Raw genomic sequence first — 14,731 nt, 5'->3', positions numbered from 1 at the left:
ATGGATAGAATAATTGAGGTTTTAAAAGATAGAATTGGAGAGGAAAGACTGAACCATACTCTTAGTGTAGTTGAAGAGGCCCTTAGCTTGGCCAAAAGGCACAAGGCACCGGAGGACAAGGTGAAAATTGCAGCCCTTTTGCATGATTTTGCGAAGAACCTGACTCTGGAAGAGTCTCTAAGACTGGCTAAAGAATACGGCCTTAAGCTTGACGATGTTACAATCACAAGCACAGAGCTTATTCATGGCCCATTGGGAGCCAGAATGGTTAAGGAATACTTCAATATTGGAGATCAGGAAATCCTAAACGCAATTACATATCACACAACAGGAAGAGAGAACATGACAACTGTTGAAAAGATAGTTTTCTTGGCGGATTTCATAGAGCCTGGAAGAGAGTTTGAAGGGATCCAGATCATAAGAGCCAAGGCTTTGGAGGACTTGGATGAAGCTATTTTTATGGCTTTGGACAGTACCATATCATACCTTTTAAAGAAGAAGAGCATTATCCATGTGAACACTGTACATGCGAGAAACTTTCTCCTTGGAAAGCGTTTAGGGGAGAATATAAATGAAAAAGCGTAAAAATAATAGTGTGTTTATTAGAGTGTTTGTGGTATCATTTTTGATTTTTCTCTCCTTGCTGTTTTTAGCCGGAGGCTTCATGGGTTCAAAGGAGAATCATGAAAGATTCCTTCTTCTTGGCATAGACTCAAGTGATTACAGTGAGGTTTCCAGTGTCAGGTCAGATACGATTATGCTTGTGGATATGAACACCTCTTCAGGAGAAATAAACATAATATCAATTCCAAGAGACACCAGGGCACCTATTGAAGGCAGAAAGAGTCCTGAAAAGATTAATCATTCATTCGCATACGGAGGACCGGAGCTTACCTTAAGCACCGTAAGGAATCTGCTGGGCATAGAGCTGGATCACTATGTTTTAGCTGATTATCAGCTTGTAAAGGAGTTTGTTGACCTTGTAGGAGGGGTGGATATTCATGTGCCGATGGACATGAAATATTCAGATCCAGTGGCAGATCCGCCACTTCATATTGACTTGAAGGAAGGGGAACAGACACTTGATGGAGAAAAGGCACTTCAATATCTAAGGTTCAGAAAGGGCTACAAGGATGCAGACCTGGGAAGAGTGAGAGCACAGCAGGAGTTTATGAAGGAGCTTTTTGGGCAAAGCATAAAGTTGGGGAATATCTCTAAAATTCCCGGCATGATAGGTATATACAATAATAATATGGAGACAAACATTTCGTTTTTTGAAATGGTTATTTACGGTGTTCAGAGCTTAAGGCTTGATATGGATAAAATAAATGGGTACACCTTGCCGGGAAGTGCAAAAATGATGGAGGGCCTATCATATTTTATTCACGATCACAATGAAACTGAGCAACTGTTGATAGATATAGGAATTAAATAAACCAAAGGGGGTCGATTATATAATGACTGAGTTGAACAAAAAACTGGAAATAATCCAGAAGGCAATTGATGACAAGAAGGGCTTTAACATCGAAACAATGGAAGTTGGTAAGTTGACAACAATTGCTGATTATTTTGTAATAGCCAGTGGAAATTCTTCCAATCAGGTCACGTCAATAGCTGATGAGGTTGAAGATAAAATGGAGGAAGCTGGGTTTCATACATTAACCACCAAAGAGGGATACGGTAGTGCAAGATGGATTATTCTTGACTATGAAGATGTTATAGTTCACCTGTTCCACAGAGATGAAAGGGAGTATTACAATCTAGAAAGATTGTGGTCAGAATATGAGAAAATTTCAAAGGAGGAGAAATAATGAACATCAACACATTGGCAACAGAAAAAGCACCTGCAGCAGTTGGACCTTATTCACAGGGTATAAGGGTGGGAGATTTTGTCTATACATCAGGACAGCTGCCAATCGATCCAGAAACAGGTCAGCTGGTACAGGAAGATATCCAAGCGGCTACAAGACTTGCTTTGAACAATGTCAAAGCTGTGCTTGAGCAAGGTGGAGCTTCCCTTGAGACCGTTGTAAAGGTAACCGTATTTGTTAAGGATATGGACAATTTTGGAGCCATTAACGAGGTTTATGCAGAATTTTTCACTGATCACAAGCCTGCTAGAAGCCTTGTTGAAGTGGCGAGACTTCCCAAAGATGGAGTAATAGAAATAGAGGCTGTTGCAGTAGCAAAGTAGGATATACAAAGGCCAGGACAACATTGTCCTGGCCTTTTAGATTCTATTTAGGTGCATAGGGTACTCTGTACATTGATTGCCTTCTTTTTCTCGAATATCTTCTTCTCTTCTTCCGATTCTGGAGTATTAGAACCCTCATGATAAAATAAGCTCCAAATACAAACAGATACCACTTGCTCAATAGTTTACCAGGCATTACGGTAAGTGGATCAACCTTAACCGAAGCTGTGGAGATTACATTTCCTCCTCCAATCACCTTCCCATCCACAAGGTATTCAACCTGGCCCAGGATTTGCCCCTTGTCTATGGGTGCCTTCAGATTTTCATTCAATGTGACTTTACTTTCAATCAGGTTTGTATTTGTCTCAGAAACCGGGTAACTTATATCCCTATCCAGGATCCCTGCAATAAAAGGAGCATCTCCATCGGTTATACCTATATTATCAATAAATTCATTTTTAGTCGCTATAACAGTATTACTGTAATTTTCAAAGCCAAAGTCCAGTAGCTTCTGGCTGTCTGAATATACCATGTTACCATCGGCCTTAAGGACAGCTGCTATAAGCCGCTGGTCATTCTTTTCAGCATATGAAACCAGACAATTCATAGCTTGGGAGGTATAGCCTGTCTTTACACCAGAGGCAGGTTCATAACGGGCCGGAACAAGTTCTCCGTCCTTGTCTATGAGCTCTGAGCTGAACAATAGCTTATTGGTGATTTTAAAATATCTTGTTTCAGTTTTTATATTTGTTGGTGGTATTTCATATGTAACCGTATCTACAATGCTTCTAATAGTTTCACTGTTCATTGCATACCGACCAATTAGAGCCAAATCATATGCTGAGGATACGTGTCTATCGTCATGAAGCCCGTTTGGATTGACAAAGTTTGTATCAAGGGCACCCAACTCGTTGGCCTTTTGATTCATCATGGATACGAAGTTTTCTATTGAGCCTCCCACATGCTTTGCTATTGCCAAAGCTGCATCATTAGCAGATGGAAGGAGCAATGCATGTAGCATTTGTTCCATTGTTAGGACTTCTCCAGGTTCAAGGGCGATATGACTTCCCTTTGTAAGACTCACTATTTCCTGGTCAACCATAACCAGCTCATTGAGGGAGGAGTTCTCCACAGCCAGTATCGCAGTCATCATTTTTGTTGTGCTTGCAGGGTACAGCTTAAGATGACTGTTCTTTTGAAAAAGTATTTCTCCGGTGTCATAATCAATGAGAATAGCAGCTTCTCCATCTATATCTAGGGCTTGGGCATAAGCTCCCGAGCTTGAAACAGTAATCAAAACAATACATAGCAATATCAATATCTTTTTCAAATCAAACCACCTCGCCTATATTTTGCAGTACCACCTGACTATATAGATTATACCAGAAAAAGATGGATTATTTAAGCTCTAGAATTTCAAAAAAAGAAGGAATTTCACAAAACAAGTCGAATATAATAATATACTATACTATTTTCTGGAGGTATTGGACATATGGAATTCTTTACAAAAAGAGAACAAATAGCTATACTTAGTGTAGTCGTGCTGATCCTGGGAGTACTTGGAGCCAGGATTGTTTTGAAGGAAAAGGTGCCGGAAATCACAGATGTAAGGAGTTTGCATGAAGCTGAAGCTATTGAGGATGACGGCGAGAATGAAGATATAAGACCAAAGGTAATAATGGTCCACATAAGCGGTCAGGTGTATCACCCGGGAATATTCCAGCTCATTGAGGGTGACCGGGTTGTCGATGCAGTTGACCTGGCAGGAGGTTTGACCAAACAGGCAGATTTGGATAGAATAAACTTAGCTAAGAAACTTGTTGATGAGGATAAGATATATATACCATCCTACCAGGAAGAGGTGGCAATTGAAACGGGAATGAATACCTCCACAGGAGGTGGCGGACTGTTGGATATAAATAGCTGCTCACAACAGGAGCTTGAGAGCCTGCCTGGGATAGGAGAGGTCATAGCAGGCAGGGTGGTAGAATATAGAGAGAAGAACAAGTTTAAGAGGCCTGAGGATATAATGAATGTATCTGGAATAGGTGATGCAAAATTTGAGCAGATCAAGGATCTTATTACTGTTAACTGATAGGAGGATTTAAGTTGGAAGATAGATTGACCCAAATGACAAAAAGCTCTGGCTGAGCGGCTAAAATAGGACCGGATGTCCTGGCACAGGTTCTGTGCCACTTACCAAAAGCCAACGATGATAATTTATTGGTTGGAATTGAATCATCAGATGATGCCGCAGTTTATAGGATAAATGATGAGTTGGCAATAATCCAAACGTTGGATTTTTTCACTCCTGTAGTGGATGATCCCTACACCTTTGGTCAGATTGCTGCAGCCAACTCCCTAAGTGATATTTACGCAATGGGTGGAGAACCTAGGCTGGCATTGAATATCGTCTGTTTCCCGGATTGTTTGGACCCTGAAGTTTTGACACAAATAATGAAAGGAGGACATGACAAGGTCTCTGAAGCCGGTGCCATACTGGTGGGAGGTCACAGTGTATCCGATGATGAGCCTAAGTATGGGCTTTCAGTTACAGGATTTGTGCATCCTGAAAAGGTGAAGGCAAATAATACAGCGAAACCTGGAGATTTACTTGTATTGACTAAACCTCTGGGGATAGGAATCATCACAACTGCAATAAAAGGAGAGCTTGCAAGTGAAAATGCCAAGAATAAGGCAATACTTTCAATGGGCACCTTGAACATTCATGGCAAGAATGCCATTGATGCCACAGAAAATGTTCACTCCGTAACTGACATAACTGGTTTTGGCCTGTTGGGTCATAGCCTGGAAATGGCAGAGGGGAGCGGTGTGACCATCAGGATTTTCAGCAGCAAGGTACCCTATATTGAAGAAGCAAAGGATTATTCACAGATGGGCTTGATCCCTGAAGGTGCTTACAACAATAGAAAATTCATAGGTGACAAGGTTAGAATTGATGAAGCTGTACCAGAATACCTAAGGGATATTCTATTCGATCCACAGACATCAGGTGGACTCTTGATATCAGTTGCAAGGGAAAATGTGGATGCATTGCTGGACAGTCTTTCCAAATCACCTGTTGATTTCGGAATTATTGGAGAAGTTATTACAAAAGAAGAAAAACAGTTGATCGTAGAATAAAGGATTGGTGTGAAATGAGCGATATTAATCTATATAAGATGATACCCAAGGTAGATGAGCTTCTGGAAAATGAGCTTATAAAAAATCTGGAAGACAAGGTAGCAAGAAAGACCATTGTGGATTCAATTCGACTTGCCACCGAAAGCATAAGAGCTTCAATCAATGGTGGGAAAGAGCATGAAGAAATCAAGGAAATGATAAGAGAGCTGGGAGAAACAGTAGTTAGGTTGGCAAGCAAGAAGAGTTCTTTTAAGCTAAGACCTGTCATCAATGCAACAGGGGTTGTAATCCATACCAATCTGGGAAGATCTCCTGTAAATCCTGAAATACTAGATCATTTAAGGGAGGTTGCCAAGGGCTATTCAAATCTTGAATATGACCTGGAAATGGGTAGCCGGGGATCACGATATTCACATCTGGAGGAAGTGGTTGCTGAGATAACAGGTGCCGAATCAGCTATGGTGGTCAACAATAATGCAGCAGCGGTTCTTCTTGTATTGAGCACCCTGGCGTCAGGGAAGGAAGTGATTGTATCAAGAGGGGAACTGATAGAAATAGGTGGGGCTTTCAGGGTTCCGGATGTAATGGCCCAAAGTGGTGCAAAACTAATAGAGGTGGGCACAACAAATAAAACCCATAAAAGGGATTACGAGGCTTCCATCTCTGAGGATACTGGAGCAATAATGAAGGTTCATACCTCAAATTACAGAATAATGGGCTTTACTTCCGCAGTGGAGGCTTCAGAGCTAAAGGATGTTTCCAAGAAAAACAATATCCCACTAATTGAGGATTTGGGAAGTGGGGTACTTGTTGACCTTTCCAGATATGGAATAACCTATGAGCCCACAGTGATGGATAGTCTGAAGAACGGAGTTGACGTGGTTACCTTCAGCGGTGACAAACTTTTGGGAGGGCCACAGGCTGGAATAATTGTGGGAAGGAAGAAGTTCATCGACCAGATGAAGAAGAACCCCCTAACCAGAGCCTTTAGAGTAGATAAGTTTACAATCTCTGCCCTTGAGGCAACCTTTAGGTACTATCTGGATGAGGATACTGTTGTATCTAAAATCCCCACTTTAAAGATGTTAACCTATTCCAGGGAGATTCTCCAGGAAAAGGGTGAAAGGCTGATGGGGATGTTGTCAAGGGAAGATCTTCAGAAAAGAGTTGGTTTAACCCTACAGGATGACTATTCTGAGGTGGGTGGAGGGTCATTACCCATGGAGAAACTTCCCACCAAATGCGTTGTCATTGAACTTGAAGAAGGAAGTACAGCAAGGTTCGAGGAGCTTCTAAGAACCAATACCATTCCGGTCATAGCCAGAATCTACAGGGATAAAGTATATCTTGATGTGAGAACCATAGACGATTCTGAAATGGAGATAGTCTCCAAGGCCGTCCGGAGGGCAATTGACGGACTGGAGGAGTGTAAAAAATGAAGCATCTGATTATTGGAACAGCTGGTCATATAGATCATGGCAAGACAACTCTAATAAAGGCACTGACTGGAAGAGAAACGGATAGGTTGAAAGAGGAGAAGGACAGAGGGATATCCATTGAACTGGGATTCACATATTTTGATCTTCCCGATGGACAGAGGGCAGGAATTATTGATGTCCCTGGCCATGAAAAATTCATTAGAAACATGCTGGCTGGTGTTGTTGGAATTGATATAGTGATGCTTGTAGTTGCTGCTGATGAGGGAATAATGCCTCAAACAGCAGAGCATCTTGCAATTCTTGATATGGCTGGAGTGGAGAAGGGATTTGTTGTAATAACAAAGGCTGACATGGTAGAAGAGGAATGGATTGAACTGGTCAAGGAGGAGATTTGGGAGGCAGTGGAAGGGACCTTTCTGGAAGGAAGCCCAATCATTCCCGTATCATCAACAAAGAAAACAGGAATAGACAAGGTAATCAACTTGATTCAGGATATGGCAGGAGAGCTTGAGGACAAGAATTTGAATGATATGCCTAGGCTGCCAATTGACAGAGTATTCACCATTTCAGGATTTGGAACAGTCGTAACAGGGACTCTATTGGCAGGGAAGTTTTCAATTGGTGACGAGGTGGAAATCTACCCATCAGGATTAAAGTCCAGGATAAGGTCCATACAGGTTCATGACCAAGATGCAAAGGAAGCCTTCGGTGGGCAGAGAGTCGCCATGAATCTTGCCAATGTTAAGAAGGATGATATCAATAGAGGGAATGTTGTGGCTCCAATAAATGCCATGGTCAGTACCATGATGCTCGATGTAAAGATTAAGCTGCTAAAGAATTTGGATAAGATAATTGAAAATCGTACACGACTTAAGCTTTATCTGGGAACTGAAGAGATTCTCTGTAGAATTGTACTACTTGACAAGGAAGCACTTGAGCCTGGTGAAGAGGCTTATGCTCAACTCAGACTTGAATCTGAGACCGTAGCAAAAAGGGGAGATAGGTTTATACTTAGATTCTATTCACCTATGTTTACAATCGGAGGAGGAGAGATTCTTGAGCCTAACCCTGCTAAACGAAAGAGATTTGACGATGATGATATCCAGGAGCTTCGAATAAAGGACGAAGGAGATTTTGGAGATATTGTAGAGCATATGATTCTTGACAAAGCTAAGCTTTACCTTTCTGTTAAGGAAATGGCCAGAGAAACGTCCATGCTGGAGGAGAATATTCTCCAAGAGGTAAGAAACCTTCAAGAGAAAGGGAAGGTAACCCTCTATGAGCTTAGCAAGGATATCTACCCCGTGCATATGGATCATATATCCAACCTTGTTGAATCCATGGAAAAGGTTCTTCAGGTGTTTCACAGTAAATATCCACTGAGAATTGGAGCTTCAAAGGAGGAGATGAGAAGCAGGTTCCTACAGAAGGCAAAACCAAAGCTTGCAGAGATCATAATTGAAAACCTGATCCAAAAAGGACACTTCAAGCAGGAAAAAGACCTGATTTCACTTCAGAATTTTAATCCTGAGTACTCAAGTGAACAGCTTAAGCTAAAGCACAAGGTTCTTGAAATCATCAACAAGGAAGCTTTTATGCCACCAAAGAAAGAGGATTTGATAAAGTCTGATTTGGGTAAAAACGATGATATAGAGGAAATTATAATGGACATGCTCAACAGGCAGGAACTGATGAAGATCAGCGATGACTTGATACTGTCGCCTGAAAATCTTGAATTAGCCAAAGTGGAGTTGATAGGTCACATAGAAAAAAATGGAGGAATATCTGTAGCCGAGTACAGAGATCTATTAAATACGAATAGAAAGAATGCAATTGGTCTGCTTGAGTACTTCGACCAAATTAAAATTACAAAAAGAGATGGCGAGAAGAGGATACTTGTAAATTGATATTGAGGTGGGGTAGGTATGAGCGGTAGAATACTGATTATAGACAACGACAGGTCATTTGTGAAGGGGCTTCGATACAGCCTTGAGCAGGATGATTATCGCATAGATATACTTTCCGAGGGGAAGAATACCCTGGACCACATATCTAGGAAGGATTACAATATGGTACTTATGGAGACGGATCTTCCAGACATTAATGGGCTTACATTATGCCAGGATATCCGAAATATTTCATCTGTACCAATTATTTTCATAACCTCCGTGAATGAGGATATCAAGAAAATTCTCGCTTTGGAGTATGGAGCAGATGATTATCTGGTAAAGCCTTTTAACATATTGGAACTGAAAGCCAGAATCAAGGCCGTTCTTAGGAGGATAAACCACAAGGTTTCTGACAATGACAGCAATGTTGTTGAAATAAAGGATTTGAGGATCAATTCCGTCGGGAGAAAGGTCACAAGAAATGACAAGAACATTTCACTGACTGGCAAGGAGTTTGACCTTCTATATGTCCTGGCATCAAATCCGGGGAAGGTATTCACAAGAGAGGAACTGTTGGGAAAGGTATGGGGATATGCCTATTATGGAGATCTAAGAACAGTTGACGTTCATATACGGAGAATTAGGGAAAAGATTGAGAAAGATCCCAAAGCTGCGGAGTATGTTCTTACAAAATGGGGAGTAGGTTACTTTTTCAAGGTAAATTAGGATTGAAATATTTTAGTATTTATTGTATAATGGCTTTTGTAGCCATATGGGGGTAGAGGAGTCCTGGTGGGCTCTCTGGTCTTCAAAACCAGCGCGGGGCGTTAGGAGCGTCCTGGGTGAGTTCGATTCTCACATACTCCCGCCATATAAATTAATACGATGATACTGCATGTTCATATTTAGAAAAGCACCTGTGAAGGTGCTTTTTAATATGCTTATAGTTAATTTTCGGACTGGAGCATCTGGGAAATTATATCCATGGACCTTTGGAGCAGTAGGTTCAAATTGGCAGTTGGAACTGAACCCTGCACAGTGTTGGGATTTCCCCCTCCCTTGAGTTTGAATTCTGTTGACAACTGTTTGTATACATTTCCAAGGTCAAGGTTGATATCCTTGGATTTGCTGATTATGAACTGCCCAAGACCATTGTTCGATATTCCATAGATCTGCACAACCCTTTCATAATTGTTTGAAATATGACTTCCCAGCTGACTGAGGGCCTTGAAATCATAATTGTCATACAGCTCTCTTATTACCCTTAAATCCCCGAGCCTTTCCGAACCATCAACCAGCATGGAACTTCTGGCTGAAATTATCTCTTCTCTTCCAGATCTGACCTCCTTTTCAAGTTCTGTCCTGTCATTGAATAGCTTTTCAACCTTGACTGCAATGTCATCATCGGAGGAGGACAATAGATTTGAAATGGATCTGACGGACTTAAACTTGGAGGAGTAATCCATAAATGCCCTTAGTCCGGTCAGAAAATGAATCCTCAGATTGCCCTTGTAATGCTCCCACTTTGTAATTTTCAGCAATCCAAGCTCGCCGGTGTGGTTCACGTGTGTGCCACCGCATGGAGAATAATCAAATCCATCGATTTCTACCATTCTTATGTTGCTTGCAACTGCGGGTGCCTTTCTTACAGGTAGCAGTTTAATTTTCTCCTGATTGACAAAGTAGGTTTTTACCTGAAAATTAGATTGGATGATCTTGTTGCACAGGGCCTCAGCATTGTCAACTTCCTCCTGCTCCATATGAGATAGGGTCACATCGATTGATGAATAATCCTTTCCCAGGTGAAAGCTTATGGTCTCACCTCCCAAAAGGTTGTATAGGACGCCTGAAAGAAGGTGCTGGCCACTATGCTGTTGCATCATATCGAATCTGTGGTCTGATTGGATGGAGAGCTTGACCTTAGGCCCTGGAATGTCTGATTTGAGTATATGTGTTAAGCGATCCTCATTCTCGACTGTTTCAATTACCGATACACCGTTAATGGTTCCAATATCCCCTGGTTGACCACCTGACATATCAGGATAGAATATTGTCCTGTCAAGAGTTATGTGGAATAGACCATTTTTTCTTTCCTTTTTGATTATGGAAGCCTCAGTCTCATGTAAATATGGATTCTCCCAATAAAGCTTTCTTGTCATAAAAGCACCACCTTCAAATTTGTAATTTTAAATATTTAAAGAGAAACTAACCAGTTCTGTGATATAATTGATTTTATTATATAACAACGAAACGCAAATATAAAGTGCTGAGGAGATAATACATGAAGCGACCTGCTTTGATCCCCGCTCTTTTTTTCACGTTGGGGATACTAACAGCTTATTATTTCAGTATTTCATCAATTGTCATATTGGGCCTGTCAGTCCTGGTTCTTATAGTATGGATTGGCTTGCTGTCTACAGGTAGGAATCTTGGAAAGTCCTACCTTCTACTCCTATTCCTGTTGTCAATGCTCTATACAAATTACTCTCACACATCATCCTTGGATGCTTATTTACATAAGGATGTACTTATAATGGGAACGGTACACAGGGAGTACATCAGGGAAGGCTACAGCAGCTATGACATAGTTATCCATAGTATAAACGGTGATGGTCTAAAGGAGAAAATAAGGACCAATATATACGATGGCTCGTCAATATCTCCAGGAACTGAGATAATTTTAAGGGGTCAGTTGTACAAGCCCATGGCAAATACAAACCCGATGCTATTTAACCACAGACAGTACCTGTTGACTAAAAACATAAAACATTTGCTTCGGACAGAGGAAGTTTTGCCACAAAATAATGCTAGACCCATTGAATTTGGATATGAAATACAGAATTCCTTTAAGGATAGATTGGACATGGTATTTGACAATGGGTTGTCCAAAGAAAATGCGGGCTTTATGAAGGCTCTTCTAACAGGTGGAAAGGACTCTTTGCAGCAGGAGGAATATGAGCTTTACAGAGAGATGGGGATAGCCCATATATTAGCAATTTCAGGACTTCACATAGGTATTCTGACAGGGTTTCTGCTTTTCATAATGTCCAGGACGGGAGTAAAAAGGAATGTGGCAATTCCTGCTGTCATGATATTTATCTGGTTATTCACCTATCTGGTTGGATTTCCTGAATCAGCTCTTAGGGCTTCAGTTATGCTTTCATTTGTATTGATATCTAAAATCCTGCACAGGGCATATGACCCAATCAATTTATTGGCAGTATCATATATAATTTGCTTGTTGATTAATCCATTCTGGATTTTCAGTTTGGGCTTTCAATTATCCTATGGTGCAACACTATCCCTGGCCACAATTGCTCCCTGGATACAGGAGAGGATATATCCTGCAAAGGGAAAGCTTGCAATGTCCGTTGGTGCAGTGATGGCAGTAAATGCTGGGATTCTCCCATTGCAAAGCTACTATTTCAATCAGTTGCCCCTTATGGCCTTATTTTCCAATATATTGATAGTGCCGGTGGCTACGGCTAATCTCATACTGGGATCTATAATTATTGCAATACCGGCATTGGCTCCCATACTAAATTGGCTGTTGAATCTTCAGAGGTATATGATTGACCTGTTGTCATTTTTGCCAATCGAAGCGCTTGGAGTTGCTTCACCAAGTCTGCACCAAATAATCCTTTATGTATTTTTTCTAATTGTGGTTTTGAAATGGAGGTACATTTCATATTTTAATATCAGGATAATGAAGGTTATTGTGGCATACCTTTTGCTCATCTCAGCCATGGGTCTTCTGCATGTGTTTGAATCCACCAATACAGAAATCCACTTTATTGATGTGGGTCAGGGTGATTCAGCCCTTGTAAGGGTTGAAGGCAGGGATTATCTCATTGATACAGGTGGAGCAATTTTCGGAAGCTACGATCCCGGGGAAGCCATAACTCTGCCATATCTGAAAAAGCTGGGTGTTAGAAAACTTGATGGGGTTTTCATAAGTCATTTTCACGAGGATCATTACAAGGGTCTGTTCCCAATTATGGAGGATTTGGAAATTGAAGCCCTATATGTAAACAATGTTATTCCTGATGCGGATTTGGAGCATGCAGTAAAAAAGTTCAACATTCCAGTATTCATTGTTAAGGAAGGAAGTAGGTTTGATTTTGGTGGAAGCTACATAGAGTGCATATATTCTTCTGGTAATTCATACACCGATGAAAACAATAATTCACTTGTTCTTTTACTCAGAAGCAAAGGGAAGAGTACACTTTTTACAGGGGATATAGAGGTGGAGGTTGAAAGACTACTAACTGGATATGATGTTGATATTTTGAAGGTTGCACATCATGGAAGCAGAACATCATCCTCTGTGGACCATATTTCGCGGCTGTTGCCGGAGGTCAGTGTCATTTCCGCTGGTAGAAACAACTCCTTTGGACACCCCCATGACTCAGTGCTGGAAACCTTGGAAAAATTTGGATCCAGTATCTATCGAACAGATGAAGCAGGCCTGATCAAGGTGGTCTTAAGGGATGATGAGATGGAGGTGCTACCTTATAACGGCCCCATGTACCAGATGAATCCTTTAGATTTAATATCTAAGCATGGCTATCGGTTGAGCTGGATAGTTGTTTATTGTATACTATCCTATATATCAACTATTACCTATACAAAAATGGAGGAAAAGAATTATGAAATACATTGAGTTTCAAAATTCAATTGAAAATGGTAATATCAATCCAATATACATATTCACTGGTGAGGAAACCTACCTTCTCGATATTGCTGTAGAGCAACTTGTGGGTCTGTTCATGACAAAAGAAGGGAGGACCATCAATCTTGCAAACCTGGATGGTAAGACTGCTGGACTGGAGGATCTGAAAGCCAGCTGTGAGACTCTGCCATTTATGTCAGAAAGGCGAGTAACTGTCTTAAGGGGAGCAGAAGCCTTGCTTGACAAGGATTCATCATCTGATGAAATGTTGGATTATGTAAAGAGCTTGGGGGATCATCAGCTTTTACTGATAAATGACAGAGATGGAAAAATCAAGAAGAACACTAAGTTTTACAGGTATCTCAATAAAGCTGGAAGTGCTGTGGTGTTTGAGAAGCTCAAGGGAAAGGAGCTAGCTGATTGGATACATGGGAAGTTGGCAGAAAGAGGCAAGACCATGTCCTATGCTGATCTGAACTACTTTATTCAGCAAAGCAGCTACAACAGTAGAAACATAAGCACTACACTATATGATCTTGACAACGAAATCAAGAAGCTTGCTGATTATGCCTCTGGAAAAAACATTGACCGGATAATCCTGGATCAGGTCCTAATTAAGACTCTCGACAAGAACATTTTCGATTTTTTGGGAGCTGTAGGCAAGAATGATACGGACAGGGCCATGGAGGTCTTCAATGAAATATATCTTATGAATGAACCGGTGCCTCGAATCCTATTTATGATAAGTAGGCAGTTCAGGTTGCTGCTTGGGTATGTCACCTATAGGGAAAAGGGATATGGCTCTGGAGAAATACAGGAAAAGCTGAGAATAAAACCATATGAATTTGGAAAGATAGCTGCTCAGGGGAACGGAATGGACAGGAACAGATTAAGGGATATTCTTGAGGAAATACTCCAAACTGACAGGAATCTCAAAACAACATCCTCTGACCAGAGACTTGAAATGGAAATGCTGATAGTAAAGCTGACAACCAGTGGTAGATCGTATAAAAGTTAATTCAAAAAAGAAAAAAACTTCGGTTTGGCCGAAGTTTTTATTACATTGCTTTATTAAGTGCCTTAGTCAGACGACTAACTTTTCTAGCAGCAGCATTGGTATGGATTACGTTTTTGTGAGCTGCTCTCTTAAGCTTCTTATCAATGACCTTCAACAATGCTCTCGCCTCGTCGAAATTTCCGTTGGCTACAGCACTCTCAAATTTCTTAATATATGTCTTAATTTCAGTTTTCTTACTCTTATTCAAGGCAGTTTTTTTAGCGGTTACAAGAATTCTTTTTTCAGCTGATTTAATATTTGCCACGATTTCACCTCCTCTAATCTAACAAAGGATATTGTACCATGTCATAAATCAAAATGCAAGAGAAAAATCAC

General features: G+C 40.8%; 14 protein-coding genes and 1 tRNA gene. 12 read left to right on the top strand and 3 right to left on the bottom strand.

All coding sequences use genetic code 11. The features are described 5' to 3' along the window. From yqeK to ACKVDP_RS07725, 4 genes are read left to right on the top strand one after another with little or no spacing between them, the layout of a single operon-like run. Positions 1-585, top strand: coding sequence for a bis(5'-nucleosyl)-tetraphosphatase (symmetrical) YqeK (gene yqeK / locus ACKVDP_RS07740; RefSeq protein ID WP_409228246.1), 585 nt, complete (start codon positions 1-3; stop codon positions 583-585). After that, on the top strand, positions 572-1,435 hold the full coding sequence (locus ACKVDP_RS07735) for an LCP family protein (RefSeq protein ID WP_409228245.1): 864 nt from the start codon (positions 572-574) through the stop codon (positions 1,433-1,435). The genes yqeK and ACKVDP_RS07735 overlap by 14 nt, the downstream gene beginning before the upstream one ends. A 22-nt stretch (positions 1,436-1,457) precedes the next feature. Next, positions 1,458-1,811: a ribosome silencing factor gene (gene rsfS / locus ACKVDP_RS07730; protein ID WP_409228244.1), complete on the top strand. Its 354-nt coding sequence runs from the start codon at positions 1,458-1,460 to the stop codon at positions 1,809-1,811. Further along, positions 1,811-2,194 (top strand): Rid family detoxifying hydrolase, encoded by a 384-nt coding sequence (locus ACKVDP_RS07725; protein ID WP_409228243.1) that lies wholly within the window; start codon positions 1,811-1,813, stop codon positions 2,192-2,194. Before rsfS ends, ACKVDP_RS07725 begins: the two co-directional genes overlap by 1 nt. 43 nt (positions 2,195-2,237) lie before the next feature. Here ACKVDP_RS07725 and ACKVDP_RS07720 read toward each other — a convergent pair whose 3' ends face one another. Further along, entirely contained in the window at positions 2,238-3,524 is a 1,287-nt protein-coding gene (locus ACKVDP_RS07720; RefSeq protein WP_409228242.1) for a D-alanyl-D-alanine carboxypeptidase family protein, read from the bottom strand. Positions 3,525-3,686: 162 nt separating this feature from the next. Here ACKVDP_RS07720 and ACKVDP_RS07715 point away from each other — a divergent pair, with 162 nt between their 5' ends. The 6 genes from ACKVDP_RS07715 to ACKVDP_RS07690 all read left to right on the top strand — a co-directional run bounded on the left by ACKVDP_RS07715 (position 3,687) and on the right by ACKVDP_RS07690 (position 9,537). Further along, the gene (locus ACKVDP_RS07715; protein WP_409228241.1) at positions 3,687-4,289 is read left to right on the top strand and encodes a helix-hairpin-helix domain-containing protein; all 603 of its coding nucleotides are present in this window, start codon (positions 3,687-3,689) and stop codon (positions 4,287-4,289) included. Between the two features lie 35 nt (positions 4,290-4,324). After that, on the top strand, positions 4,325-5,338 hold the full coding sequence (gene selD, locus ACKVDP_RS07710; RefSeq protein ID WP_409228295.1) for a selenide, water dikinase SelD: 1,014 nt from the start codon (positions 4,325-4,327) through the stop codon (positions 5,336-5,338). Between the two features lie 14 nt (positions 5,339-5,352). Next, complete coding sequence (gene selA, locus ACKVDP_RS07705) at positions 5,353-6,777, top strand: L-seryl-tRNA(Sec) selenium transferase (protein WP_409228240.1); 1,425 nt, start codon at positions 5,353-5,355, stop codon at positions 6,775-6,777. Next, complete coding sequence (gene selB, locus ACKVDP_RS07700) at positions 6,774-8,684, top strand: selenocysteine-specific translation elongation factor (RefSeq protein WP_409228239.1); 1,911 nt, start codon at positions 6,774-6,776, stop codon at positions 8,682-8,684. Before selA ends, selB begins: the two co-directional genes overlap by 4 nt. A gap of 18 nt (positions 8,685-8,702) precedes the next feature. Next, entirely contained in the window at positions 8,703-9,392 is a 690-nt protein-coding gene (locus tag ACKVDP_RS07695) for a winged helix-turn-helix domain-containing protein (RefSeq protein WP_409228238.1), read from the top strand. Positions 9,393-9,440: 48 nt separating this feature from the next. Then, a tRNA-Sec gene (locus ACKVDP_RS07690) sits at positions 9,441-9,537 on the top strand. A gap of 76 nt (positions 9,538-9,613) precedes the next feature. Here ACKVDP_RS07690 and ACKVDP_RS07685 read toward each other — a convergent pair. After that, the gene (locus ACKVDP_RS07685) at positions 9,614-10,825 is read right to left on the bottom strand and encodes an alanyl-tRNA editing protein (RefSeq protein WP_409228237.1); all 1,212 of its coding nucleotides are present in this window, start codon (positions 10,823-10,825) and stop codon (positions 9,614-9,616) included. 122 nt (positions 10,826-10,947) lie between these two features. Between ACKVDP_RS07685 and ACKVDP_RS07680 the strand changes: the two genes are divergently transcribed. After that, on the top strand, positions 10,948-13,329 hold the full coding sequence (locus ACKVDP_RS07680) for a DNA internalization-related competence protein ComEC/Rec2 (protein ID WP_409228236.1): 2,382 nt from the start codon (positions 10,948-10,950) through the stop codon (positions 13,327-13,329). Then, a complete protein-coding gene (holA, locus tag ACKVDP_RS07675) occupies positions 13,316-14,356 on the top strand; it encodes a DNA polymerase III subunit delta (RefSeq protein WP_409228235.1) in 1,041 nt (346 codons plus the stop codon). Before ACKVDP_RS07680 ends, holA begins: the two co-directional genes overlap by 14 nt. A gap of 40 nt (positions 14,357-14,396) precedes the next feature. On the opposite strand, the gene rpsT is transcribed toward holA, so the two are convergent. Further along, positions 14,397-14,660, bottom strand: a complete 264-nt coding sequence (rpsT, locus tag ACKVDP_RS07670) for a 30S ribosomal protein S20 (protein ID WP_409228234.1) — start codon at positions 14,658-14,660, stop codon at positions 14,397-14,399. Positions 14,661-14,731: the final 71 nt, after the last annotated feature.

The sequence above is a fragment of the Gudongella ferriphila genome, from assembly GCF_046224405.1.
In the GTDB taxonomy this organism is placed as follows: domain Bacteria; phylum Bacillota; class Clostridia; order Tissierellales; family Tissierellaceae; genus Gudongella.
Note: the sequence above shows the minus strand (reverse complement) of the source record. Positions and strands in the feature narration are given on the sequence as shown.

Excerpts from the sequence above, each read along its gene's own strand:
- ACKVDP_RS07685 (WP_409228237.1), bottom strand. The coding sequence starts at position 10,825 with ATGACAAGAAAGCTTTATTGGGAGAATCCATATTTACATGAGACTGAG.
- ACKVDP_RS07715 (WP_409228241.1), top strand. The coding sequence starts at position 3,687 with ATGGAATTCTTTACAAAAAGAGAACAAATAGCTATACTTAGTGTAGTC.
- ACKVDP_RS07680 (WP_409228236.1), top strand. The coding sequence starts at position 10,948 with ATGAAGCGACCTGCTTTGATCCCCGCTCTTTTTTTCACGTTGGGGATA.
- selB (WP_409228239.1), top strand. The coding sequence starts at position 6,774 with ATGAAGCATCTGATTATTGGAACAGCTGGTCATATAGATCATGGCAAG.
- rsfS (WP_409228244.1), top strand. The coding sequence starts at position 1,458 with ATGACTGAGTTGAACAAAAAACTGGAAATAATCCAGAAGGCAATTGAT.
- ACKVDP_RS07725 (WP_409228243.1), top strand. The coding sequence starts at position 1,811 with ATGAACATCAACACATTGGCAACAGAAAAAGCACCTGCAGCAGTTGGA.
- ACKVDP_RS07695 (WP_409228238.1), top strand. The coding sequence starts at position 8,703 with ATGAGCGGTAGAATACTGATTATAGACAACGACAGGTCATTTGTGAAG.
- yqeK (WP_409228246.1), top strand. The coding sequence starts at position 1 with ATGGATAGAATAATTGAGGTTTTAAAAGATAGAATTGGAGAGGAAAGA.
- ACKVDP_RS07735 (WP_409228245.1), top strand. The coding sequence starts at position 572 with ATGAAAAAGCGTAAAAATAATAGTGTGTTTATTAGAGTGTTTGTGGTA.
- selA (WP_409228240.1), top strand. The coding sequence starts at position 5,353 with ATGAGCGATATTAATCTATATAAGATGATACCCAAGGTAGATGAGCTT.
- holA (WP_409228235.1), top strand. The coding sequence starts at position 13,316 with ATGAAATACATTGAGTTTCAAAATTCAATTGAAAATGGTAATATCAAT.